Annotated in this window: 21 protein-coding genes and 2 pseudogenes; 8 read left to right on the top strand and 15 right to left on the bottom strand. The window is 34.7% G+C overall.

Features of this window, described 5'->3' with window-relative positions; translation table 11 throughout:
• Positions 1-131 precede the first annotated feature (131 nt).
• The 4 genes from BDW31_RS11170 to lnsB all read right to left on the bottom strand — a co-directional run bounded on the left by BDW31_RS11170 (position 132) and on the right by lnsB (position 3,396).
• Positions 132-926, bottom strand: coding sequence for an ABC transporter permease (locus tag BDW31_RS11170; protein ID WP_037550211.1), 795 nt, complete (start codon positions 924-926; stop codon positions 132-134).
• Positions 919-1,581 carry an ABC transporter ATP-binding protein gene (locus BDW31_RS11165; protein WP_053025570.1) on the bottom strand — a complete coding sequence of 221 codons (663 nt, stop codon included), beginning with the start codon at positions 1,579-1,581 and terminating at the stop codon, positions 919-921. Before BDW31_RS11165 ends, BDW31_RS11170 begins: the two co-directional genes overlap by 8 nt.
• Positions 1,582-1,757: 176 nt before the next feature.
• A complete protein-coding gene (locus BDW31_RS11160; RefSeq protein ID WP_053025568.1) occupies positions 1,758-2,558 on the bottom strand; it encodes a CPBP family intramembrane glutamic endopeptidase in 801 nt (266 codons plus the stop codon).
• A 55-nt stretch (positions 2,559-2,613) separates the two neighbouring features.
• The gene (lnsB, locus tag BDW31_RS11155; RefSeq protein WP_053025565.1) at positions 2,614-3,396 is read right to left on the bottom strand and encodes a CPBP family lipoprotein N-acylation protein LnsB; all 783 of its coding nucleotides are present in this window, start codon (positions 3,394-3,396) and stop codon (positions 2,614-2,616) included.
• Between the two features lie 188 nt (positions 3,397-3,584).
• On the opposite strand from lnsB, the gene BDW31_RS11150 reads away from it, so the two are divergent.
• Together BDW31_RS11150 and BDW31_RS11145 are read left to right on the top strand one after the other, a co-directional pair.
• Positions 3,585-5,162: an FMN-binding glutamate synthase family protein gene (locus tag BDW31_RS11150; RefSeq protein ID WP_110709654.1), complete on the top strand. Its 1,578-nt coding sequence runs from the start codon at positions 3,585-3,587 to the stop codon at positions 5,160-5,162.
• Positions 5,163-5,436: 274 nt separating this feature from the next.
• Positions 5,437-6,723: an O-acetylhomoserine aminocarboxypropyltransferase/cysteine synthase family protein gene (locus BDW31_RS11145; RefSeq protein ID WP_110709652.1), complete on the top strand. Its 1,287-nt coding sequence runs from the start codon at positions 5,437-5,439 to the stop codon at positions 6,721-6,723.
• 77 nt (positions 6,724-6,800) lie between these two features.
• On the opposite strand, the gene BDW31_RS11140 is transcribed toward BDW31_RS11145, so the two are convergent.
• On the bottom strand, positions 6,801-7,262 hold the full coding sequence (locus BDW31_RS11140) for a YehR family lipoprotein (RefSeq protein ID WP_053025561.1): 462 nt from the start codon (positions 7,260-7,262) through the stop codon (positions 6,801-6,803).
• Between the two features lie 167 nt (positions 7,263-7,429).
• On the opposite strand from BDW31_RS11140, the gene BDW31_RS11135 reads away from it, so the two are divergent.
• Positions 7,430-8,506 carry a M42 family metallopeptidase gene (locus BDW31_RS11135; RefSeq protein WP_053025559.1) on the top strand — a complete coding sequence of 359 codons (1,077 nt, stop codon included), beginning with the start codon at positions 7,430-7,432 and terminating at the stop codon, positions 8,504-8,506.
• 193 nt (positions 8,507-8,699) lie between these two features.
• On the opposite strand, the gene BDW31_RS11130 is transcribed toward BDW31_RS11135, so the two are convergent.
• Positions 8,700-9,518, bottom strand: coding sequence for an SDR family oxidoreductase (locus BDW31_RS11130; RefSeq protein ID WP_070581917.1), 819 nt, complete (start codon positions 9,516-9,518; stop codon positions 8,700-8,702).
• A gap of 269 nt (positions 9,519-9,787) precedes the next feature.
• On the opposite strand from BDW31_RS11130, the gene BDW31_RS11125 reads away from it, so the two are divergent.
• The 3 genes from BDW31_RS11125 (at position 9,788) to BDW31_RS11115 (ending at position 15,349) form a co-directional block, all read left to right on the top strand.
• Positions 9,788-11,332: an AbgT family transporter gene (locus BDW31_RS11125; protein ID WP_016930774.1), complete on the top strand. Its 1,545-nt coding sequence runs from the start codon at positions 9,788-9,790 to the stop codon at positions 11,330-11,332.
• A 213-nt stretch (positions 11,333-11,545) separates the two neighbouring features.
• Entirely contained in the window at positions 11,546-13,087 is a 1,542-nt protein-coding gene (gene ppx, locus BDW31_RS11120; protein ID WP_053025556.1) for an exopolyphosphatase, read from the top strand.
• Positions 13,088-13,183: 96 nt separating this feature from the next.
• A complete protein-coding gene (locus BDW31_RS11115; protein WP_053025554.1) occupies positions 13,184-15,349 on the top strand; it encodes an RNA degradosome polyphosphate kinase in 2,166 nt (721 codons plus the stop codon).
• A 56-nt stretch (positions 15,350-15,405) separates the two neighbouring features.
• Here the strand turns inward: BDW31_RS11115 and BDW31_RS11110 are convergent, their stop codons facing one another.
• Both BDW31_RS11110 and BDW31_RS11105 read right to left on the bottom strand, forming a co-directional pair.
• Entirely contained in the window at positions 15,406-16,638 is a 1,233-nt protein-coding gene (locus BDW31_RS11110; protein ID WP_053025552.1) for an acetylornithine deacetylase, read from the bottom strand.
• Between the two features lie 117 nt (positions 16,639-16,755).
• Complete coding sequence (locus BDW31_RS11105) at positions 16,756-17,451, bottom strand: SDR family oxidoreductase (protein WP_053025551.1); 696 nt, start codon at positions 17,449-17,451, stop codon at positions 16,756-16,758.
• 189 nt (positions 17,452-17,640) lie between these two features.
• Between BDW31_RS11105 and BDW31_RS11100 the strand changes: the two genes are divergently transcribed.
• Positions 17,641-17,907, top strand: coding sequence for a DUF1413 domain-containing protein (locus tag BDW31_RS11100; RefSeq protein ID WP_053016455.1), 267 nt, complete (start codon positions 17,641-17,643; stop codon positions 17,905-17,907).
• A gap of 151 nt (positions 17,908-18,058) precedes the next feature.
• Here the strand turns inward: BDW31_RS11100 and BDW31_RS11095 are convergent, their stop codons facing one another.
• From BDW31_RS11095 to BDW31_RS11065, 7 genes and pseudogenes are all read right to left on the bottom strand, one after another.
• Entirely contained in the window at positions 18,059-18,250 is a 192-nt protein-coding gene (locus tag BDW31_RS11095; protein WP_011274908.1) for a hypothetical protein, read from the bottom strand.
• A 977-nt stretch (positions 18,251-19,227) separates the two neighbouring features.
• Positions 19,228-20,094, bottom strand: a complete 867-nt coding sequence (gene galU / locus BDW31_RS11090; RefSeq protein ID WP_053025548.1) for a UTP--glucose-1-phosphate uridylyltransferase GalU — start codon at positions 20,092-20,094, stop codon at positions 19,228-19,230.
• A gap of 253 nt (positions 20,095-20,347) precedes the next feature.
• Positions 20,348-21,706, bottom strand: a complete 1,359-nt coding sequence (locus BDW31_RS11085) for a gluconate:H+ symporter (protein WP_110709650.1) — start codon at positions 21,704-21,706, stop codon at positions 20,348-20,350.
• A gap of 39 nt (positions 21,707-21,745) precedes the next feature.
• Positions 21,746-23,284, bottom strand: coding sequence for a gluconokinase (gene gntK, locus BDW31_RS11080; protein WP_053025544.1), 1,539 nt, complete (start codon positions 23,282-23,284; stop codon positions 21,746-21,748).
• A 21-nt stretch (positions 23,285-23,305) separates the two neighbouring features.
• Positions 23,306-23,986 carry a GntR family transcriptional regulator gene (locus BDW31_RS11075; RefSeq protein ID WP_053025542.1) on the bottom strand — a complete coding sequence of 227 codons (681 nt, stop codon included), beginning with the start codon at positions 23,984-23,986 and terminating at the stop codon, positions 23,306-23,308.
• Positions 23,987-24,123: 137 nt separating this feature from the next.
• Positions 24,124-24,846 carry a MerR family transcriptional regulator gene (locus BDW31_RS11070; protein WP_110709649.1) on the bottom strand — a complete coding sequence of 241 codons (723 nt, stop codon included), beginning with the start codon at positions 24,844-24,846 and terminating at the stop codon, positions 24,124-24,126.
• Between the two features lie 92 nt (positions 24,847-24,938).
• A pseudogene (locus tag BDW31_RS11065) lies at positions 24,939-25,535 on the bottom strand (alpha/beta fold hydrolase); the annotation flags it as partial.
• A 130-nt stretch (positions 25,536-25,665) separates the two neighbouring features.
• Between BDW31_RS11065 and BDW31_RS11060 the strand changes: the two are divergent.
• Positions 25,666-26,333 (top strand): annotated as a pseudogene (locus tag BDW31_RS11060) (transposase family protein); the annotation flags it as partial.

The following is a 26,333-nucleotide window of genomic DNA, read 5'->3' as shown; positions in this document are numbered from 1 at the left end:
GCTAATAATTATAGAGGTAATTGTGCCATTTTTGTATTCAAACATAAAAATTGGACTGATGATTTTTAGTCATCAGTCCAATTTATTATAGAGCCTCATTTGGAGAATCAAGTGAAAGCTGACTTTTTAATTTAATTATCTTTCGCTTCTTCATCGGGTGCATTGAGTGCACTATTACGCGCCACTAATTGATGACGTACGTTAAAGAATTGATTATAGCTTAAATATGTCGCAATTAAAGCTGACATTATCGTGGCTGTGGTATGGATAAATACGACAAGTAATTGGAATTTAATCGCTTGTAGTGGAGGTACGCCACCAATAATCAATCCTGTCATCATCCCTGGAATAGAAACTAGGCCATATGTTTTTACCGAGTCTATCGTAGGTACGATAGCAAGTCGTATACTCTCTCTAATTGATGCTTTAGAAGCCAATTTAGGTGTTGCGGCTAATGTAAGCTTAGATTCAATATCGGTAATATCTTTAACAAATGCTCGATCTAAATTCTGGTAAGCCAAATTAATCGCGATAAGGCCATTATTCGCTAACATACCACCTATCGGGATAACTTCATTTGCTTTGAAATCAATTGCTCCAGCTAATACAGTAGCAGTTAGTGGTAAAGCAGTTCCAATAAATATAGCGATAAATGAAATCCAAAAGACATGATGCATAACAGGAGAAGCACGGTTAATTGTGTTCCACGATGCATTTATAATAATAATTAACACTGCTAACATTAATATCCATGCTTGATCTATTTTGAAAATATAGTGCAATATAAAACCTAAGATGATTAACTGTACAACTGCACGTACGGAAGCTACTACTAAATCTTTAATAATATGTAACCCTTCTTTATACGAAATAAAGATTGGAATTAATAATAATAATGCAGTTAAACAAAGGGCTGTATTACTCATTCTGATTTAACGCCTCCTCTTTCGTTATCTCACCATCACTAATTGTTATTCTTCTATGAAAATGTCTCATACTCTGGTCATCACTATGCGTAATCCATAAGACTGCGACACCTTCTTTAACCATGTCAAAAATCATTTGTTCAATAATGTGCTTATTTTGCGTGTCGAGTGCACTTGTAGATTCATCTAGCAATAATATATCCGGACGATACATAAGTTGACGTGCAATCGTAATCCTTTGACGTTCACCTCCGGATAGATGTTCAATCTTAGAGTTTAAATCATACTGACCTAAGTTCACTTTCTTCAATAAATCGAGTGCCTTTTCCTTATCAAAGTGCGCTTCACGAGCTAACGCTGGAAATGACATGTTATCCCCAATCGTCTCACCAAAAAGTTGACTCTGTTGCATGAGATAACTTATCTTCATACGCAATTCTTCAGGAGGATAGTTATTGAATGGCTTATCTTTGAAATAAAGTTCCCCATCTGTCGGGCTAATTAGATTATTAATCTGCTTTAAAAATGTACTCTTCCCACTACCAGATGGACCAATGATCGCTACTGCCTCACCTTCATTTAATTGAAAGTTGATATTTTTGAGTATCATACGTCTATCCGCTTTATATGATAAATTTTTGATGTTTAATAACATCTGTTACTAACCTCCTCTTAACTATTACTTTTATTGAAAAATAAATTAAAATACTTTTTTGTTTAACCTGTTCTAGCATCATTTATATCTATAATAACAAAAAAAGAAGTAAGATAAGCGAATTCAAGTTAACATTTATTGATTCACTGTATCTCACTTCAATCCGAGTAAATCGATTACCAAATAATCGAAATAATAATAGAGAGATATGAAATTAAGTTATTTATCATATGCAACGTAATGGTGATTGCTAAGTTACGGCCACTATAGTGATACGCAACTACAAATCCAATTGCCATAATTAAATATGGCCCAACTTCAAATGGAGATGATGCGCTTAGTACGTGTAATCCAGCAAAGAATAATACTGATACAACGTACATTGCACCATATGTTAATTTCTTACCGAGTTCATGAATAATGAGATGTCTAAAGAGTAATTCTTCAACGATTGGCGTAACGATTACTATATCTAAAAATAATATTGGCCAAATCCATCTCGTCTTAAAGAGTTCCTCAATTTGTTTATTATTTTCAGTATTATTAAACTGATATTTTTCAGGTAGCAATTCTATTAAGTTTCCGTATAAAAATTGTGCTAAATACATCGCAATGAGAACAACAATAATCAGTATGATATGTTTTTTCAAATCTTTAAAGCGTTGAATTGATAATGGAATAAGTGATTTGCGATGCATTAAATAAAATAATAGTAATAACAGACACTGTCCTAATAAGACAAAAATTTGATTAATCCCCATTAATTGTTTTATAAAAGGATCTTGTGAGGTCTGACCCGTAATAGCTACAATCGTAATCATTACAACTATTGTTAATATCAACGGCAAAACAATATTAATAATTAAGTAGCCTGGTATAAGCCAGAAATCACGTTTAACAATTCGTTTTGATGCAAATTCATTGTTTAGTTGTGAATGCTTAGATGTTTCTTGCGAATGTTCATATTCATTTGTCATAAGTCTCTCCCTATCTATTCTTTTTGAATATGTAAATTTCAACTATTATCAAAAATTAAAAGAACTTCTCTACCATTGTAGTAATAAATATCACCAAATGTACAGAGCTATGATAAAGATATGATGCTGCTAAATTCTTTCCACTTCTTATGTAAATAATGATAGAGCCAATTGATAATATTAAATACGGTATCACTTCCATGATGGATATCAAGTCATATACCTGTACACTCACTTCTATCACTATACTCAATACAATAACTACCATCAAATTCAGCTTTTTTTCGAGTTCATGAATGATTAAATGTCGATAAATTAATTCTTGAATTAAAGGTTGTAATACAACCACTGTAATAAAAGAAAACACAATTGCAATTGGATGATTGAATAGACCTTCAAGACGAAGTTGCGCTTGAGTTACATCATAACTTAAAGGTTTAGGTAGTTTCTGCGCTACATAATTAAAAGTATAATATAGCAATAATGCACTGATACTCACAGTAACTATTAATGGTAAGTAATTACGTTTAACAATGCGAAATTGTCTAAATGCCACATCAGCAATATAAAGTTTATGTAATGCAAAAAATGACACGATAACAATAAATTGCGCTATAACGAAACTGACGCTCAACATCAAATTATATAAATATAGTGGTGGTGGATCTTGCGTTATCATCGCATGAACACCTAGAACACCGAATACAATAATAATTGGCATTAAAATTTGAAAAGCGATGTAAATGGGTATTAATAAGAAATCTTTTTTTACTACTTCAGAACTTCCCCATTGATTTCTTAAACCCTCTTGTGTCAATGACTTTTCCTCTTTATCCATAGGTCACCTCTTACATCTTGTACATCATACTTTATCATCGAAATACATGTATGTCATATATCATTTGTTATTCTATCAGATTATTAATATTAAGAAATTGAAAATTTCTTCCTATTTTGAATTGTAAAAGATTTACATTGATGTATGATTTAAATTGTAGAAAGTTCAAAGGGGGAGAAATAAAATTGATTTCTATACTTACAGTTATGCAGTTTATTGTTAACATCATGATATTTATTGTGATTCTTTCAATAATCGGCTTAGTACTTGTGTTGCTATTTAAAGATAAAGGGCAGAATCAACACAGTGTCTTACGTAATTATCCTGTTCTAGGACGTGTACGTTACTTTGCAGAAAAGATTGGACCAGAATTACGTCAATACTTATTTGCAAATGATACAGAGGGGAAACCATTTTCAAGAAATCAGTACACAAATATTGTGCTAGCAGGTAAATACAACTCTCGAATGCCTAGTTTTGGAACACAACGAGAGTATAAGGATGGTTTTTACATACGAAATACAATGTTTCCTTTACAACGTAATGAATTACAAATTAATAATCAAACTATGATTTCAACATTTGTCTATAAAGTGGACAATGAACGCATATTTCAACGTGATGAACATCGATATCAAACAGCTATTGATCCGTACTACTTAACAGACAATAATGCTATTATTCTCGGAAACAATTTAGAACATCCTTTTAAAATCAAACGACTCGTTGGTCAATCAGGAATGAGCTACGGTGCACTTGGTGGTCGTGCAATCACTGCATTATCACAAGGGTTAGCCCGTGCAGGCACATGGATGAATACAGGTGAAGGTGGATTGTCAGAATATCACCTTAAAGGTGGAGGCGACATTATCTTCCAAATCGGACCTGGTCTCTTTGGTGTTCGTGATAAAGATGGTAACTTTAGCGACGATCAATTTCTGAAGACGGCAAATCATAAAGAGGTCAAAGCATTTGAAATTAAGCTCGCACAAGGTGCCAAAACTCGCGGTGATCATATGGAGGGCAATAAAGTTACAGAAGAAATTGCCAAAATCAGAAACATTGAACCTTATAAAACCGTGAACTCACCTAACCGCTTTGATTTTATAGATTCACCTGAAGACTTATTACAATTTGTAGATAAATTACGTCAACTAGGTCAAAAACCAGTCGGCTTTAAAATTGTAGTGAGTAAAGTTGAAGAAATTGAAGCATTAGTTCAATCAATGATTGATATGAATATTTATCCTGATTTCATCACAATTGATGGCGGTGAAGGTGGTACAGGAGCGACATTCCAAGAGTTACAAGATGGTGTCGGTCTATCATTATTTACAGCACTACCTATCGTAACTGGTATGTTAGAGCAACATCAAATTAGAGATAAAATGAAAATCTTTGCCTCAGGTAAATTAATTACTCCAGATAAAGTAGCAATTGCTTTAGGATTAGGTGCAGATTTAGTTAATATTGCTCGTGGCATGATGATTAGTGTAGGTTGTATTATGAGTCAACAGTGTCACTTAAATACATGTCCTGTGGGTGTTGCGACGACTGATCCTAAGAAGGAAAAAGCATTAATTGTCGATGAAAAGCAATATCGAGTAACGAACTATATTACAAGTTTACATGAGGGACTATTTAACATTGCGGCCGCAGCTGGTGTCAAAAGTCCAAATGAAATTACAACTGACCATATTGTAATCAAACGCATTGATGGTTCAATAGAAAATATCATTGACTATAAATTGAAATTAATAAGTTAACTCGATGGCAAAGAGAGTTAAGGTTGGATAAAAATAATACTTTGAAGCTATATCACAAACTCGTAATAGCTGACTAGTAAGAGAAGGTACTCATATCAAGTACCTTCTCTTTTTTGTAATTTCTTGAGTTAAGCGAGCACCAGTTAAATATCCTCTCGGAAATTCTATCCCCTACCTTTTAATTCTTACTAATTCAGTTTGATTTCATTTTAAAGTGCTGTATAATAATTAAAAATAAATAATCAGAATATTCTATTAATTGGAGGTCATATTTATGACAGACAATCATCCAAATTGGAAATTTGAAACACAAACGATTCATGCTGGACAAGTTATCGATGAATTCTCAAAATCACGTGCTGTGCCTATTTACCAAACATCAAGTTATGTCTTTGATGATACGCAACATGCGCAAGACCTATTCTCTCTGGCTAAACCAGGTAATATTTACACACGAATTATGAACCCAACTCAGAATGTCTTTGAAGCTCGTATCACACAATTAGAAGGTGGTGTTGGTGCATTAGCTACCTCTTCAGGTCAAGCTGCTATCACATTGGCATTACTTAATATTGTGGAAACTGGTTCAGAGATTGTAGCATCGTCTAACCTATATGGCGGTTCTTATAACTTATTAAACATCACCTTTGCAAAACTAGGTATTAAAGTTCACTTTGTTGACCCTAGTGATCCTAACAACTTTAAAGCAGCAATTAATGATAAAACAAGAGCGATTTATGCTGAAACAATCGGTAATCCAGCTATAGATGTATTAGATATTGAAGCGGTAGCACAAATTGCACACGATAATGGTTTACCACTTGTCATTGATAATACATTTGCTTCTCCTTATTTATGTCGTCCATTTGAACATGGTGCTGATATTGTTATCCATTCAGCTACTAAATTTATAGGGGGCCATGGTACATCAATAGGCGGCATTATAGTAGATAGCGGTAAGTTTAATTGGGATAACGGTAAGTTCCCTGGATTAGTCGAACCTGATCCAAGTTATCACGGCATTTCATATACGAATAATGTCGGTGAAACTGCATACATCACTAAAGCACGTGTTCAATTATTACGTGATTTAGGTTCAGCTGTGTCGCCTTATAATGTTCATGAATTTTTAATTGGTTTAGAAACATTACATCTACGTATGGAACGTCACTCTGAAAATGCCTTAAAAGTTGCTCAATTTTTAGCTCAACACCCTAAAGTCACTTGGGTAAATTATCCTGGTCTTGAAAACAACAAATATCATAACTTAGCTAAAAAATATCTACCAAAAGGTCAAGGTGCAATTCTGACATTTGGCGTAGACGGATCAGTTGATGACATCGCTCGCTTCGTCGATAAATTGCAACTATTCTCATTACTCGCAAATGTAGGAGACTCCAAATCACTCGTCATCCATCCTGCAAGTACAACGCATCAACAATTGACTGAAGTGGAACAACGTCAATCAGGTGTACTTCCAGAAATGGTTCGTCTATCTATAGGTACTGAAAACGCTGAAGATATTATTAACGACTTAAATGATGCACTTAGTATTATTTAAATGATATAAAAATAAGCTGTAACGGATCTTGAGACATTAATTTATGTCCCCGGCTCCGTTACAGCTTTTCTAGTTCATTATTCATCTGTCATATTACTTTTTTGTTTAAAGCCTAATTTTTTTAATTCTCTAACGGTCCCTTCCATATTGACCTTCTTATCATTTTTAGATGTTGACATTAAAGAGAAATACTTCTCGACTTCTTTAATATCTGCTTTTTTATAGTTTATATCGATTGTTTCAACCCATTTTTCATGATTATTTTCTAAGCTATAAGATACACCTTTAAGGTCTTTCAATTGATGATGATCTTGGAACGTCTTCTTAGCTTCTTTCCTGGACATACCGAAATCATTATACTTCAATGTTGTTACAGTTGATTGTTTTACTACTTTATTCTTTTTATAAGACAATGTCGTTAATACATGCTTCCCTTCCATGTCCCCTTCATATGTCTTAGAGCGTTCCTTACTACACGCGCCTAATATACTTACACTTAACACCATTAATATCGTCAATACAAAGAACTTTTTCATCATACTCATCTACTTCCCACTGTGTCATTTTTCAATTAAATTATAGCATTTACTTTATCTTATTATGTATATCATTACCAGATAATTTTGATTAGAAACAATTTTTTCAGAAAAACAAAAATCTACATGCTACAATGTTAGTAAATAATGACGTTAGGAAGTGTGTGTATATGAAAGAATCAATTGAATTATTAAAATCATTGACTGATGTGAATGGCATTGCTGGTTATGAACGCAATGTAAAGTCAAAGATGAAAGAATATTTAGGGCCTGTAAGTGATGAAATTATAGAAGATGGTTTGGGTGGCATATTTGGTAAAAAAGCAAGTGACAATGGAACAAAATCACTTATGGTAGCTGGCCACTTAGATGAAATTGGCTTTATCGTGACTAAAATCGATAATAATGGATTTATTAAATTCCAACCTATTGGCAGTTGGTGGAACCAAGTTATGTTATCTCAAAAAGTAACTATCACAACGGATGACGGCACTGAAATTCGTGGTCTTGTCGGTTCAAAACCACCACACGTACTTGACCCAGAGGAACGTAAGAAGCCTGTCCAAATTAAAGATATGTACATTGATATCGGTGTTCGAAGTAAAGAAGATGCTGAGAATCACGGTATCGAAGTTGGCAATATGATTACACCTTATAGTGAATTTGAAGAATTAGCGAATGGCAAATATTTAACTGCAAAGGCATTCGATAATCGCTACGGTTGTGCACTTGCGATCGATGTATTAAAAAGACTTAAAGATGAACAAATCGGTGTAGATTTATATGCAGGGGCAACTGTGCAAGAAGAAGTTGGCTTGCGTGGTGCTAAAGTTGCTGCTAATAAAATCAAACCTGACCTCGCTATTGCAGTGGATGTTGCAGTCGCATACGATACACCAGGAATGAACAACCTTGGAAGTGAGACGACTTTAGGAAATGGGCCTGTAGTAATCTTAATGGATGCATCTAATGTTGCACATCAAGGCTTACGTCAACATATTAAAGAAGTTGCAAGAAGACATTATATTACTGTGCAATGGGATACAACAGCTGGCGGTGGTACAGATGCAGGAAGTATCCATGTTGCAAATGAAGGTATACCTACAATTTCTATTGGCGTTGCCTTACGTTATATGCATTCAAATGTGTCAGTACTCCACACAGATGATTATGAAAATTCAGTGCGCCTTGTAACTGAAATCGTTCGTTCACTAAACGATGACGCTTATGAGAGAATAAAATGGTAAGTTACTAGTTAAAATATTATGAAGTTGATAGTTTAATTCATATCATCTAAATAACGCATTTTCACACTAGTGTGTGGTGTGCTTAATATAATGAAGATTAACGTCATTTGACGTCACTAAACCCCAGTCTACTGCCATAGACTGGGGTTATAATATTAATCTTCATTTTAATTTTAAATATTACAATTAATTGCTATTCTACTGAATTCTTCCAACTATCATCACTTAACATTTCTCCAGGCCAAGTATAAGCCATAACACCACCATCAATTCGAACCGTTTCACCAGTAATAAATGAACTATCGTCAGATGCTAGAAATGCAACAAGTTTACCTACTTCTTCAGGTTTACCTAGTCGACCTAATGGAGTGACCCATTTTTGATTATTGCGGAACGTTTTACCCGCTTCATCTTCTGAAGTACCAGCTAAATTGTCTACTAATGGTGTTTCAATTGTTCCTGGTGCAATAGCATTCGCACGAATATTCTCACGACCATATTCAATAGCAATAGATTTCGTAAAGTTAATGACTGCACCTTTGGCAGCGTTATATCCAGAACGATATAAGTCGGCAGCTTGTCCTGAGAATGATGCCGTATTAATAATAGAACCGCCTTGTTCCATCATTAACGGTAATAAGAATTTGGTTACTAAGAACGTACCTCTCATATCCACTGCCATAATTTTATCGAATACTTCAACAGGATACTCGTGGATTCGGCCTGCGCCATTATCTACACCCGCATTATTAAAGATAACATCTACACGCCCATACTCATCTCTAGCTTTATCCGCAAAGTCTTGAACTTGTTTATCATCTGAGATATCTACTTTATACGCAGTAGCTTTACCTCCATTACGATTTATTTCTTCAACCGTTTTTTCTAATTCATCCGAAATATCAAGTGCGAGTACATGTGCACCTTCATTAGCCAAGGCTTTTGCTGATGCTTGGCCGATACCTGTACTTGCACCAGTGATGACTGCAATTTTATTTTCTAAACGTTTCATAACGGCTTTCACTCCTATTTTCAAATTTCTTTAATGAAATTCAACTCATCTATACAATGTTTATATTTCCACACTTCAAACACCCTCAAACCTTATTCTCATAATGATAGCGCTTCATCACACAATTTAATTTCAATCTTATTTGATAAGTAATTATTATTGTACTTATCACATTAATAACCAATTCTTATATTTAAATTTCTGAAAATTGCTATATTTTAAAAATCAGTTTGTTATACTTTGAGTTAACTAACAAAGGGGGCCATTTTATGACCACTAATACAAAAGAAAGAACATCTTTAGTTAACAAATTTCTAAATGGTGTTGAAAAAGCTGGTAATAAATTACCAGACCCTGCAATGCTTTTCTTCTTAATGTGTGTTGGCTTAGCCGTTATCACTTGGATTGTGTCTCTTTTTGATGTGTCAGTGAAACATCCAGGAAATGGAGAAACCATACATATAAAGAGTATTCTTAGTACTGAAGGTATCGCTATGATTATGAATGATGCCGTTAAGAACTTCTCTGAATTTCCTGCGCTAGGACTTGTATTAGCAGTGATGATTGGTGTCGGTGCTGCTGAGAAATCAGGATATTTTGATAAGTTAATGATTTCAGTTATTAACCGAGCTTCAAAGCGAATCATTGTACCTACAATCATTTTAATTGGGATATTAGGAAGTCTAGCTGGGGATGCAGCAACAGTCATTTTACCCCCACTAGCAGCAATGATCTTTATTAAGATTGGCTATCACCCAATCGCCGGTCTTGCAATGGCCTATGCTTCTTCATTAGGTGGTTTTGGTGCAAACTTTTTAATTGGTATGCAAGATGCATTAGTCTATGCATTTACTGAACCAGCGACGAAGATTGTTTCAGATAGCGTCAAGATTAATGTGGCTATGAACTGGTACTTTATTGCCGCAAGTGTCATCTTAGTAATTCCTGTTATCTATTTCACTACAACAAAGGTTGTTATACCACGTTTAGGCGAATATGATGCGAGTCAAGCAAATTATGATGAAGACGAGGAAACATCATCTCATATTACACCAACTGAAAATAAAGCATTATTCTGGGCGAACATGTCATTTCTTTTACTGATTGTTGCCCTAATCATTTGTTGTATTCCAGAAGGAAGTTGGTTAAGAAATGCTAAAACAGGCAGTCTCATAGACGATTCACCCTTAATTAATGGTGTTGGTTTAGTAATTCTTGTTATTTTCTTAATTCCTGGGATGGTCTATGGCATTTTGAGTAAACAAATCAAGAACTCGAAAGATTTAGGTAGTATGATTAGTGACTCTCTTGGTTCAATGGGATCTTTCATATTAATCGTATTCTTTGCAGCTCAATTATTAGCATTCTTGCAATGGAGCAATCTTGGTATTATTGTATCAGTCTATGGCGCCAAATTACTTCAACATCAAAATGGTATCGTGCTTATTATAGGCATCATTATTCTTAGTAGTTTTATTAACTTAATTATAGGTAGTGCATCGGCTAAGTGGGGTATTCTGGCTCCAATCTTCGTACCGATGATGATTTTACTAGGTTATCATCCTGCATTTACTCAAATGATTTATCGTGTAGGTGATTCAATTACAAACCCAATCACACCGATGATGCCTTATATGCCACTTATTCTATCTTACGCGCAAAAGTATGATAAAAATATGAAACTAGGTTCCCTACTTTCAAGTTTAATGCCATACACCTTTGCGTTAGGTGTCGTATGGACATTATTCGTTATCGCTTGGTACTTACTAGGCATTCCATTAGGACCAGGTGGACCTGTTAAAATTCCGAAATAATATAATAATTAAACATAAAATTTTAGCCATGTAGATGTGCACAAACCTCCTCTATCTCCGAGGAGGTTTATTTTTATGTAATCCCTTACAAAATTTTTACTAATTACTAAATATTTATCGCAGTCTCCCTTTTTCAAAGTGTTATATTACGGTAAAATAAAGGTATAGAAGTGTATTTTAATCAACATTATTCTAGTCATTTAGGAGGACACGATGGAAGAACGAATAGGTTTAGTAGATATTGGATCAAATACTATCAGATTAGTTATTTTTAACTTTACTAAAGAATCAGGAATTAATGAATTGCTCAACATTAAGACGCCTGCACGACTAAGCCAATATCTCACTAAAGATAATAAAATGAGTAAAGAAGGCATAAAAGTACTCATTAATGCATTACACAGCTTTAAATCTGTGTCTGATAAATTCAATGTAACTGAATTACATCCGATTGCTACTGCCGCAATCCGTCAATCTAAAAACAATGATGAAATTGTCAAAGAAGTTAAAAATGAAGTTGGTATTGATATTAAAATCGTACCCGAAGAAGACGAAGCTTACTATGGTTACTACGCAATTACTCACACTACTGAAATTAAAAACGGAGTATCCGTCGACATCGGTGGCGGTTCAACTGAAGTAACGTTATTTAAAGATAAAGAGTTATTTGAATCACATAGTTTCCCTTTCGGTGTCGTAACGCTTAAACGAAAGTTCTTCAACGACAAAGATCATAACGACAAAGGCGCCATTAAAGATATGGAGAAATTCCTATCTCAACAATTTGAATCTTTAGAGTGGTTGAAAGATCAAGAGGTTGCACTTGTAGGTGTCGGTGGTTCCGCACGAAATGTAGCTCGTATCCATCAAGCCGAACATTCATACCCTATTGGCGGTGTACACAATTATACAATGACGAATAAAGATATTGATGAAGTCTTTGATATCATTCGTAAAAGTGATCGCGATGATTTAACCAACCTTGACGGCCTAAGTCGTGACCGTGTAGATATCATCTTACCAGCTGTATCAGTGTTTAAAACGTTGTATAAAATTGTAGACGCTAAACAATTCACATTCTCTAGAAATGGTTTACGCGAGGGGTATGTCATGAAGCAAGTACGTGAACGCTACCCTGATGTCTTCGATAAAAATAATGTACGTAAAGAATCAATTCATTTCTTAGCACGTGAATATAAGATTGAAGATGTTAGTTCACAAGCACGTCTTAAATTAGCTAAATCCTTATTATCACAATTAATTGATATCGCTGATTTAGACATCAGTGATAACGATCAACGTCTATTTGAAGAAGGCGCTTATATTTACTACCTAGGTAGCTTTATCGATTCAGATTCAAGTTCTCCACACACGTACTACATCATTGCTAACTCTATGATTAACGGTTATACACATAAAGACCGTGTTAAATTAGCGCTACTCGCCAGTTTCAAAAATAAATCACTATTGAAATTCTATTGCAAAGAAACAGATTGGTTTAGCAATAAAGAAGTAGATACGGTTCAAGCACTCGGTGGCATCATTAAATTTATCAACGCTTTAAATATTTCTCAAACAAGCTTCGTAGTCGATGTTGAATTGAAGAAAATGAAAAAAGGCAACGAGGACTATCAATTAACTGTTTTTTATACTGAAGGCGAGCCTATTGCAGAAGAATATCAAGCAAACAGACAGAAAAAACATATTGAAAAGATACTTAAAGGAAATGTTTCCATTATCTTTACAAAATCTTAAAACAAGTATGCTATCTTAAACTTAGGATGTTATGCCTTTTACTTACTAATTGTAAAGAATAACGCATATTTGAGGAAATGACGAGGTGTATTTGGAATGCAAACTCAATTGGGAGAAAATGATATTAGCTTACCGCAATACTACAACAACCGCGAACTAAGTTGGCTTGATTTCAACTATCGCGTACTTCAAGAAGCATATGACAAAAATAATCCGCTACTAGAGAAATTAAACTTTATATCTATTTTTAGTTCTAACTTAGATGAATTCTTCATGGTTCGCGTTGCAGGTTTAAAAGACCAAGTTAAGATGGGCTACGACAAACCAGAAAACAAAGCACAAATGACACCACAAGAACAAGTTGATGCCATCCAAGAAAAAGCTAAAAAATATGTTGATACACAATATGAACGTTATAACGAATTAATGACAGAACTTCAAGATTATGAAATAGTGATGTGTGAACCACATGAATTATCTGAACCTTTATTAAACAAATTAGAAAGAGATTTTAAACTAACGATTCTGCCAACTTTAACACCACTTGGCATTGATGCGTATCATCCTTTCCCTAAACTTAATAATAAAAGTTTAAACATCTTCGTAGACATTGATACTGAAGATGCGATTAATTCAGCAATTGTTCAAATCCCGTCACTCATTCCAAGATTCTTAACTTATAATGAAGGTCCTAAACAATATGTGGTTATGGTTGAAGATGTTATCACATATTTTATCAATTATTTATTTACTGGTTATGAAGTATTAAATACCTTCACATTCAGAATCACAAGAAATGCCGATTTGACGATACATGAGGATGGCGCTGAAGACTTACTTATCGAAATCGAACGTTTCCTTAAAGAACGTAAGAGTGGTTCAGCTGTACGTCTGGAAGTTGATGGTCGTACTGCAAATCCAGATGATTTAGACTGGCTTATCGAAACATTAGAAGTTGACAAGCAAGATGTTTATTTCTTAAATGGACCATTAGACTTAACATTTATTTTCGGCTTAGTCGATCATCTATCTCATAAATTAAACTATTTAACTTATGAAAAATATTCACCACAGATTCCACGTTCTTTAGGCAATAATAATTTATATGAACTTGCATTAAAACGTGATATCTTCTTCCATCACCCATACGAATCTTTCGAACCGATTGTTGACTTTATTCGCGAAGCTGCGGACGATCCAAATACAATAGCGATTAAACAGACATTGTATCGCGTTAGTAAAGACTCACCTATTATTAAGAGTTTAAAAGAAGCTGCTGAAAAAGGTAAACAAGTAACCGTACTTGTAGAATTGAAAGCACGTTTCGATGAAGAAAACAACGTACACTGGGCACGCATGTTAGAAGATGCAGGTTGTCACGTTATATATGGTATGACACATCTTAAGACACACAGTAAAATCGCTTTAGTCGTTAAACGTATCGCTGGCGAATTAACATCATTCGTTCACTTAGGAACAGGTAACTATAATGACAAGACTGCGAAACTCTATACAGATATGGGTATTATCACAACAAATGAACAAATTGCAGAAGATGCCATTAACTTCTTCAATTATTTAAGTGGGTACTCAGTAAAACCAGAATACAATAAATTAATCGTAGCACCATTTGATATTCGTGATGTCTTTATCGATCGCATTGATAAAGAGATTAGCAGTCACCTTCAACATGGCAATGGTAAGATTATGATGAAGATGAACTCACTTACGGATAAAGCCATCATTGAAAAGTTATTCGAAGCATCACAAGCCGGTGTGAAGATTCAACTCATTATTCGTGGTATCTGTTGCTTAAAACCAGGTATTCCTGGCATAAGTGAGAATATTGAAGTGGTAAGTATCGTTGGTCGTTTACTAGAGCACTCTCGTATTTATTACTTCCATAACAATGGAAATGAACGCATCTATTTATCATCAGCTGATGTAATGACACGTAACATGATTAAACGTGTAGAAATCTTATTCCCAGTTGAAGATAAAGAAATTGGAAAACGCCTATTCGACTTCATGGATTTACAATTATCTGATAATCAAAAAGGACGCTACCAAGATGAACATGGTCATTATCACTATGTGGAAAATAACTTATCACCATTAAATTCACAAGTCTATTTAATGCAAGAAGCAATTAAATATGGACAAGAACTTAAAAAACGTTCTGCTCAACCATCAGGTATGCCAGTTGTATCTAAACGTCGTGCCAATTGGATGAATCGTATCCGTCGTTCACTAAAGAAATAACATATAAAATAGGCAATGGTCGCACATGACCATTGCCTTTATTTTTGTAAACAATTTTATTTCTCAGGGTGATCGTACCAATGATTTAAGAATTGGTAGAGAACATCACTATAGGTTTGTAGTTCTGATGTTTCTATCTTCTCATCGACGCTATGTGCTTCTTCTAAACTACCAGGCCCATATAAAATAGTTGGTATACCAAAGTGTGCTGTCCAACCACCATCAGTTACAGTCGTACTCATACCATGCTTTAAATCCGTTCCATGAACAGTTTGATGCGCTGACTGTAATTGTTTAAATCCAGGATGTTCAGTAGGAATGGTGAAGCTAGGGAAGATTTCACCTTTGTCTTCAATCATTGATTCACCGCCCCATTCAAACCTCATTGGATTCTCCCGAAGCCAAATATCAGCCTCAGCCACCCGATTCAAGTAATCTTCTATTTCTGCAACTACATCTTCATATCGCTCGTTTGGCAAATAATGAACCGTTATCCATAAACGACATTCATCTGCAATAAATGCCGGATGACGTCCACCTTCAATCACTGCCGGGTTAATGGTATTTGCACCTGGAGGCATACCTGGACTATGTTTCATTACAGCCCAGTGCTGTTCTAATTCGTTTAGTGCGTGAATAATTTTTGTCATTTTTTCAATGGCACTCGCACCAAATAGCCCACCACCAGCATGGATGGTTTGACTACGTGCACCGTCATGAATGGTATTCTTACTTTTCACCGTAATCCAGCCGGTAATCACACCACCTTGACCAAGCGCCATATTCTCACTGGTATCTAACACAAGTGCTAGATCAGCTTTAGGTCCAATTTCACAAGCAAGTTTCGTACCTGCTTCACCTACTTCTTCTCCTACAACCGATTGCACAATAATATCGCCTTTCGGTTGCCGTCCTTCTTGATGTAACTTTTCAAGAACATAAAATAATGACGCCATACCACCTTTCATATCACTTACCCCACGACCATAAAGCCAGTCATCCACTTGGGTTAATTCAAATGGCGGATACGTCCAGTTTGAATCATCATCTACTGATGCCACATCTACATGGCCATTTAATATAAGTTTAGGTGCGGAAGGGTCACTCCCCTTCAAAGTCGCGACAATGACACTATCATCCTTATAAAGTTGTTCTCGTTGAATACTAAATCCAAGTGCTTTTAGTAATTCTTCAATCTCATCTTGCAAAGGGTCTGTATTACGTCCAGGTGGACTCTCCGTATTATAGCTAACTAATAATTCTAATAAGTTATAAAGACGTTTCTCCATCTTTGTCACTCCTCCAAATCTTAGTTATCCCCACTATCATCCTTCATTATCAGTGTACCATTTTAATATAATTTTACACTATCTAAGTACTTAATGTCCTAGCCTCTCTATAATCTACTACACTGGTCGTACTGTCACTTCGTTCACATTAACATGTGCAGGTTGTGTTAATGCGTAAATAATCGCATCTGCAATATTTTCAGGATCTAGTTTCTTACGACCACCAAAGTCACTGCGTTCTGTCATCGGTGTATCTACCATTCCTGGTAATATGCTTGTTGTTTTAATCCCTGTTTTTGCTAATTCTTTTTCTAAACCATTAAAAATCATCAGTACAGCAGATTTTGTAGCACTATATAATGCACTTTCTTTAGATACTTCATTCGCAGATATAGATGCTAAATTTACCACATGTCCTGACCCCTGTGCTTCAAACTTAGGTAATATCGCATTGAGACTGTATAGAAGTCCTTTAATATTCGTATCAACCATTGAATCCCATGACTCAACTTGATAGTCTGTGATTTTAGATGAACGCATTACACCTGCACAATTTACGAAGATATCCACATGTCCAAATACATCGATGGCTTTTGCTACTAATGCATCTACTTCTGCTTGGTTTGTCACATCTGTAGGCACAATATGTATATTGTCTTCATTCATATTTTTCGCTACCGTATTCAATTTATCATGACTACGTCCTGCTAGTATGACTTTAACACCTTGCTTCTCAAGTGCTTTTGCTGTTGCTGCTCCGATACCACTACTTGCACCGGTAATAATTGCTACGCGTCCGTTTAATTCTGTCATTTCACTTCATCCTTTATTTTAGATTCATAAAATACATTACCTTATTTAAAATGCATTAAACCTTTAAGACAATTTCCAGGAAATATTATTATGAAAATACTAAGATGAATTGTAATCTTTATGAAAACGTATTAAAGTTAATATATGTAATTAAATCATTGGGCATATAGAAAGATAGGAGGATACACAATGACATTTGAAGAACGTATTCAAGCGTTACGTGCTGAAAAGAGTAGAACAAGTTTCTCGTTTCATTTCATCGATTTATATAGTGAAGAAGAATGGATGAATATGAGTGTGAAGCAACGTACACGCCAAGAGAGAGAATTTATCGCACAATTGGATCAAATTCCACGTGTAAGAATGCCATTCTCTAGTCAAGAAGGCTACAAATTTAAGTTATATAATCAAGAATATCAATATAATGAAGTTAAGAAGAATTTCAAAGATTTATAATACAATGAAGCCCGTATCTCTATGGTAAGATACGGGCTTTCAACACATTATTCCAGAATGATTAGGGGTATATTTATGGTATGCCTTCGACTGCTCACCAACGAAGGCATATAAGGTTCTTGAATGTTAATAGGAGGCCATTCAATTTGTATTAATTTGTAACGAGTGTTTTACGTTCGAGTCCATAGTAATATAGTCGTTCTGCATCAATATATGGAATTGAATCGATAGTCAAGTAGCCATCTTTAATATCGCCGATCATTCCTTGATTAACACCAGTTTTCAAATAAATGTCGTAACTGCCTTCATCAGAAAAAACAACTTCTTCAATTACTTTTCTCATCAGTATCACTTCCCATTACTTATTCCTTACAATTCTTATCATACACCCTTTTAAAAATTTTTAAAGTCTTTTGTGATACTTTTCACAAATAGTTCACTTTTTGAAAATGAAAGTAATTGAAGGGATTTATGTATGTGGAATATAGATGTCATCATTACATAATATTATAACTCAATTTGTTAATATGCTTGACTACGTATAGTTACAATCAAAAGTCCCTAAAGATAAATATTTTACCACCTATATATTGTTAAAATTACATAAATTGATATTATTAGACAAAATATTGATACTAACCACTATTTAAAAAGATTCAATTCCATAGTATAATTAACTCACATTAGATCGATCTGATGTATGAGGGAGATAATAAGCTCTCAACTGATAAAATTCGTTAGAGACGCATCTTAACTGGAGAGTAAGGTGGGTCTCTTTCTTTTTCACTAAATTTTAAATGAAGTAAAAAGATTGATATTTTTAGCTAAAGGTTTGATATTACGACAGGTATTCTATCTGAATAATATATTGTACAATTTAAGTGTATTAGATATACATCTAATACATAGAGTTTTAGAGGAGGTTGGGAAGTATAACCATTACATATTATATTTCCCAAAAAGCTCATCTTAGCGGAAACTGAGATGAGTGGAATTTATACTTCTTGAAATATATGTTCATAATGCTCGTGACAAGTCAGTCAACGCAACATGAATCAAACAGCCAAGATTACGTAATCCAAAGAAGTACCCATAATTCTTTACCATATGTCAGGTGTATTATGAACTATATTTTTAGGAAAAAAGCTATTACAAAATTTTTAATTAATACTTACTCTCTGATGCTTTAACTAAGTATTAATTAAGTCGAAATGTCTCTAAAGAAGTATAGGTGCGATGTTTTTCACATCAAAGATGAACCCCATAAACATTTAAGCTGATCACTTAAGTGTCTATGGGGTCTTCTTTTGTATCATTATATTAAAATCCTAATTCTTTAATAAACTTAATGAGTTCATCTTTCATCTTTGGATCTTTAAGTGCATATTCAATCGTTGTTTTAACGAAGCCTAATTTTTCTCCAACATCGTAACGATCACCATCAAAGTCGTATGCATAAACTGGAATATCACTATTCATACGTTCAATCGCATCAGTGAGCTGAATTTCATTTCCAGCGCCTTCTTTTTGTGTTTCAAGGTAGTCAAATATCTCAGGTGTTAAGATGTAACGTCCCATGATGGCTAGATTTGAAGGTGCTGTACCTTGTTTCGGTTTCTCAACAAATTGTTTTACCTCGTAACGACGGCCTTCTTTTTCTAATGGATCAATAATACCATATCTATGAGTAACGCTCTCTGGTACTTCTTGAACACCAATGACTGAATGACCTGTTTCTTCGTAAACGTTCATCAATTGTTTGATAGCTGGTGTCTCTGATTCAACGATGTCATCACCTAACAAGACTGCAAATGGTTCATTTCCAATAAATTGACGAGCTGTATGTATCGCATGTCCTAATCCTTTTTGTTCTTTTTGTCGAACGTAGAAGATGTTTGCTAATTCCGTAGAATATTGTACTTTCTCAAGTAGGTCATCTTTTCCTTTTTTTTTAAGAACCATTTCTAATTCTTTTTGATTATCAAAATGATCTTCAATTGCGCGTTTATGTTTACCAGTTACGATGATAATATCTTCAATTCCTGCACGAGAAGCCTCTTCCACTATGTATTGAATTGTAGGTTTGTCTAGAATAGGAAGCATTTCTTTAGGCATCGCTTTAGTAGCTGGTAAGAATCGCGTCCCTAAACCAGCAGCAGGTATGATTGCTTTTTTTATCTGTTTCAAACTCAAGTAACTCCTTTGCACATTCTGTCTTTTATATCATTTGTTAGTTTATCACTCTTTTGATTTCTTTCCTAGCAATAGCTTATTAATTTAACTATGGGTGGTACAGGCACTACACTTGTGGTGCCATTTAAGTATGCAAATTTTTATTAATATATTCATTTTCAAACTGTTGAAAATTGTTAGTAGAAAACCTATTTCTTGAACTAAAAAACACTCACCATTTTGCAGTGAGTACTTTTATAAAAGATTCTTATACAAATAAGTTAATAAATAATATAAAGATGATACCTGATACAGAGATGATTGTCTCAAGTAGTGACCAAGTTAAGAATGTTTCTTTGACGGTTAATCCGAAGTATTCTTTAAACATCCAGAATCCTGCATCATTTACGTGAGATAGAATAACGCTTCCTGCTCCTATTGCAAGTACAACGAGTGCAACGTTAACATCTGAGTGTTGTAATAATGGTAAAACGATACCTGTTGTAGAGATGGCAGCTACTGTGGCTGAACCTAATGCGATACGTAATACTGCTGCTACTATCCAAGCAAGTAAGATAGGTGACATTGTAGAACCTTCGAACATTTTTGCGATTGCATCACCCACGCCACCATCAATCAATACTTGCTTGAATGTGCCACCACCGCCAATGATTAAGATCATCATACCAATTGGATAGATGGCATTTGTAACTGAATTCATAATGTCGTCCATCTTTCTGCCACGGTTCAAGCCCATTGAGAAGATAGCGAAGATAACTGAAATTAACATCGCAGTACCAGCCGTACCTATGAAGTAAACAATTTGTTCAAATAAATTTTTAGCTTCCTCGTGGCCAGTGATTAATTGAACAATAGTTGAAATTAACATTAAGATCACTGGCAATATTGCTGTAAATAAACTTAATCCAAAACCTGGCATTTCAGATTCTTTAAATTCTTTTTGAGAACCCAATGCTGAGATATCACCTTCACTAGTGTATGCTGAAGGGATAATTTTTTGTGCAATTTTATTAAATACAGGTCCAGCAATAATCGTTACTGGAATTGCAATGATGATTCCAAATAGTAATACTTCTCCCACATTCGCTTTTAGTTCTTTAGCGATAACGACTGGTCCAGGGTGTGGTGGTAAGAAACCATGTGTTACTGATAAAGCTGTCACCATTGGTAAACCAAATTTTAAAGGTGATACTTTTGCACGTTTAGCAATCGTAAACACTAACGGAATTAATAAAACTAAACCTACTTCGAAGAATAGTGCGATACCCACGATAAATGCTGCAATCAACATTGCCCATTGCACGTGTTTAGGTCCAAATTTAGCAATCAATGTGTCGGCAATTCGATTGGCACCGCCACCATCTGCAAGTAATTTACCAAGCATTGCCCCTAATCCAAAGATTAATGCAATGTGGCCAAGCGTACTTCCCATTCCCGCTTCTATAGTTTCCATTATTTTATTTAATGGCATACCTAGTAGTATAGCAGTCAAGACAGAAGTGACGATTAATGAAATAAATGTATTCAATTTCAAGAATATAATTAATGATAGTAGTAATAAAATCCCGATAACAACACTGATAAGTGGCCAAATATCTCCAAACATAGTAAATCCTCCCAATGTTTTCTTTTTTAATTAATTGATTTACTCCATGTGCTTACGTTGAAAATCTGCAATTTCTGCATAACGTTCTTCTAATGAGCGACTTAAATTAATAAAGATTGATACTAACTGTTGATACACTTGAACGGTTTCTGAATCAGGTTGATGTGCATTCGTTGTCCCGACCATTTCTTCAATAATTGAGAAGTCATCAATTTCCCCTAATGATTTCAAACCTAATACACAAGCGCCTAAACAAGAACTTTCATAGCTTTCAGGCACGATAAGGTCTGTGTCGAAGATATCTGCCATCATTTGACGCCACACTTCACTCTTAGCAAATCCTCCTGTCGCTTTGATTGTGCTTGGTGTTTCGTTCATTACTTCTATAAGCGCAAGATAAACTGTATAAAGATTATAGAGTACACCTTCTAAAGCAGCACGAATCATATGTTCCTTTTGATGCGAGAGTGTAAGTCCGAAGAATGAACCACGTGCATCGGCGTTCCATAATGGTGCACGTTCACCCGCAAGGTACGGATGGAAGATGAGACCTTCTGCACCTGGCTTAACCCGACTTGCGATTTTAGTCAGTACATCATATGGATCAACGCCTAAACGTTTGGCAGTTTCAACTTCACTTGCAAGGAGTTCATCTCTTAGCCATCTCAGAACAACTCCACCGTTGTTTACTGGTCCGCCAATAACATAATGTTCTTCGTCTAGTACGTAACAGAAGATACGTCCTTTATAATCGGTGCGAGGTTTATTAATCACTGTTCGAATCGCTCCAGATGTACCGATTGTGACAGCGACTTCGCCTTTTTTATAACTATTCACTCCTAAGTTAGAAAGAACACCATCACTTGCACCTACAATAATAGGTGTATTCTCATCAATGCCCATTAAAGTTGCATAGCGTTTCTTCATACCTTTAAGAATGTGTGTGGTAGGTACCAGTTGTGGTAGTTGTGCTTCAGTGATACCCAACAATTCAAGTGCCTCTTTATCCCAGTCAAGTTCTTCAAGATTGAACATGCCAGTAGCTGACGCCATTGAGTAATCGATGACATATTTTTCAAATAGTTGATAGAATATGTAAGTTTTTATATCTGCGAACATGGCAGTTTGTTTATAAATATCTGATTGTTCATGCTTCATCCAGAATATCTTAGATAGTGGTGACATCGGATGAATTGGTGTTCCTGTGCGTTGATATATGTCCGAGCCATAATATTCCTTATTAATTAGTTCTGCGTATTTACTCGCGCGATTGTCTGCCCATGTAATACTTTCAGTCAAACGATGATGTTGTGCATCGAGTGCAATCAGACTATGCATTTGTGAGCTAAATGAAATTAATTTGATGTCTTCTTTTTTTATATTTGCTTCTCTAACAACATATTTCACAGTCATTAGTACTGCATCAAACAATTCGTCAGGGTTCTCTTCAGAAACATCTACATTGGGGGTATGTAAGGGGTAACCAATATTGTGTTTCATTATGAATTGTCCATTTTCATCGTATAATACTGATTTCGTACTTGTTGTCCCTATGTCAACACCAATCATGTATTTCATATTATTCCTTCTTTCTTCTATTTATCTTAGCCAGAAACTTTCAATGTCTTCGCCAACATCATCGAAATTTAAGTGGAAGGCTTCTCTTAATTTTGTAGAGTCATAGTGTTCTACCGCTTCAATAAACACCTCATGGTTACTATGAATGCGTTCAAAATCTTCTTTATCTTGCTCCATGCGATGTCTCATAGATAGTAATACGAGTATTTCGATTACTGGTTTCAAATGATTCCAGAATGTTTGTAAATATTGATGGTTGGATGCGATAATCATGGCTTCATGAAATTGAATGTCATGTTGTGTAAATGCTTCAGCATCTTCGAATTTAACTGCTACTTTCATCATTTCAAGATGCTTACGCATCTCTTTAGTTATAGGTGCTCTATCAGTGTGTTTGATCTTAGAGAAGGCAAATGATTCTAACATTAAACGTAAATCATAGAGTTCTTTCTTCTCTTGATCACCAAACTGTAAAACTTTGGCTCCCATGCGTTCTAATTGAATAAGTTGATCCGTCTGTAATAATTTGAATGCATCTCTAACAGGGGAACGACTAACATCAAATTGTTTTGCGACTTGCTTCTCAGTAAGTAGCGTATCTACTTCGATTTCCCCACTCACAATTTGCAATCGTATTTCTGCTGCGACACCTTCTCCTTTAGACATGCCACCAAGCCATTGTTCTGGATAACCTTCTTTCACATCTTTCACTCCTATTGACTTAATTACAACTTGTATACAAGTATATTAATATATACGTTTTGTTTTTGCAAACGCTTTCTTTTTACAAATTTAAAAAAACCGGCCACAGATGGACCGGGAAAACCATGATTAAAATTCTATTTCTTATCTTCAGAAACTTCGATGCAGTAATGTATTTCGTGACACTGAGGGCATTCTAATTTACGTGTCTGCATAGTATGTCGTGCCAAAATAAACTGTTTCAATGATGGCTTAAACGTATATTGACAATTGGGACACAGATATGAAATATTTTTATAATAATATGTTGTTAATCCAACGGCATAAGTTACTAAGATAGGCACTATCGCAATAAATGGTTTACTCGAACTTCTCAATAAACTTGCGATTAACCCTGTATATTGAATAATGCCAATGACACCTGCGCTAATCCATACTTTACTTTTAAACGATTTCAATGTAGTAGATTGTTTCATCGCTTTATCTATGTCAGATAAATGATTTATTGGAGCGCTTGATTGACTTGAAATATATTGGTCAACGTTGTTCAATTGTTTTAGTGCTTTTGTTTGATCATATATACTTGTCTCTAATTCTTTCTTATGCAGTTGCAACATTGCTTTAAGCGTCTGCATATCGCTATCCTCGTAAAGTAGCGTTTTAATTTCATCCAATGTACAACCAAATTGCTTCAACAAAACTATCAACTGTAGTTGTTGTATATGATCATCATTGTAATATCTACGATTTGATTCTGATGCACGTTCAGCTGTCAATAAGCCTTTACGATCATAATATTGTAGTGTTCGAACTGTAACTCCTAAATGATTGGCTAGCTCTCCAACTGTATAATGTGACATAGTGTCCACCTCCTACATTGAATCTACCTCATGACGCTACGTCACGAGCAAGACATTTTTACACATAGCTTAAAGTAAGTCTGAAGGATGTCTTATTTGTCTTCTATCCAATCTTTAATATGATCGACAATGCCTACCGTACCATTTGGTAATTGTTCAAGGACAGAAGGAAAGTCCATATGGCCGATACCTGGATAGACGATTTCTTTCGTTTCTCCTCCATAGCGTTTATACTGCTCCATTGTCGCTTGTGAATCAGTATACGGAATGATTTCATCATCTTTGCCAGAGATAAATAATAACTTAGGAAATTGTTCAATTTCTTCAATATCTGGAAGATAATCAGCTTTAATTGTATATATTAAGTCTGTAATGATTGTTTTAATTGGGGCGACGAATGATAAGATATCTAGTCCGTTTTCTTTTCGTGCGTAGACCGTCTTTTTTAAAATATATTGTGGCAAATTTTTAATTGCAGTAATTTCATCTTTAAAGTGATCACGTTTACTATCTGTAGAGAACAAACGTGCTAGCATACTTGTGTTTTGTGTAATTTTAGCTGCGCTGCTTAAATAAACAAGGTGCGATATAGGCAATGTATTAAATTTCAACAAACGTGTGCCAATCATTCCACCCATCGAGTAACCAATGACCATGACCTTTTCAAGATGTTGTGACGAAACAATTTGGGCTCTATAATAAATTGGACTGATGACTAAAAACCATCAGTCCAATTTTTATGTTTGAATACAAAAATGGCGCAATTACCTCTATAATTATTAGTTACCACACAAAATAAAAAAGAAAGGTAATGCGCCTATGTGTAAGTCTATATTAAATACATTAAGAATTAAAGATAAAAATCTAAATTTTTCAGATGAAGTGATTGAGAAAAATCATAAAGGACGAATGAGCTTGTTTTACTATGCCGACCTCACTTATCAACCTACACATTGTGAAAATTGTTCAACTAAAAATGAAAATTTCTCTATAGTAAAAAATGTTAAGAAAACCTCAACGATTACTTTACTTAAAATTATGGAAATGCCCGCTTATTTAGAACTTCAAAAACAAAGATTTTATTGTAAATCATGTGACAGTCATTTTACTGCTAAATCTAATATTGTCGACGCTCATTGTTTTATTTCTAATAAAACAAAACTTGCAGTTTTAGACAAAGCACAAGAATACCGCTCTCAAAAATCTATCGTTAAGTCATGCTTAGTATCATCAATGATTGTGTCTAGAGTGATTAATCAGTAGGTCAGTCCTCTTTTGATGCTCTACCTGAACACTTAATGATGGACGAATTTAAAAGTGTTAAAAATGTTATAGGAAAATGAGCTTTATTTATGCAGATGCTGTATCGCACCGCATCGTAGATGTGGTAGTGGATCGTAAGTTAAAATCGCTTAAAGATCATTTTTATCGCTATTCTTTAAAACTCAGACAAAAAGTCAAAACAGTAACGATTGATATGTATGAAC

It is taken from the genome of Staphylococcus sp. AtHG25 (assembly GCF_003217445.1).
Lineage (GTDB): Bacteria > Bacillota > Bacilli > Staphylococcales > Staphylococcaceae > Staphylococcus > Staphylococcus haemolyticus.
This window is presented reverse-complemented; position numbering and strand designations above follow the sequence as displayed.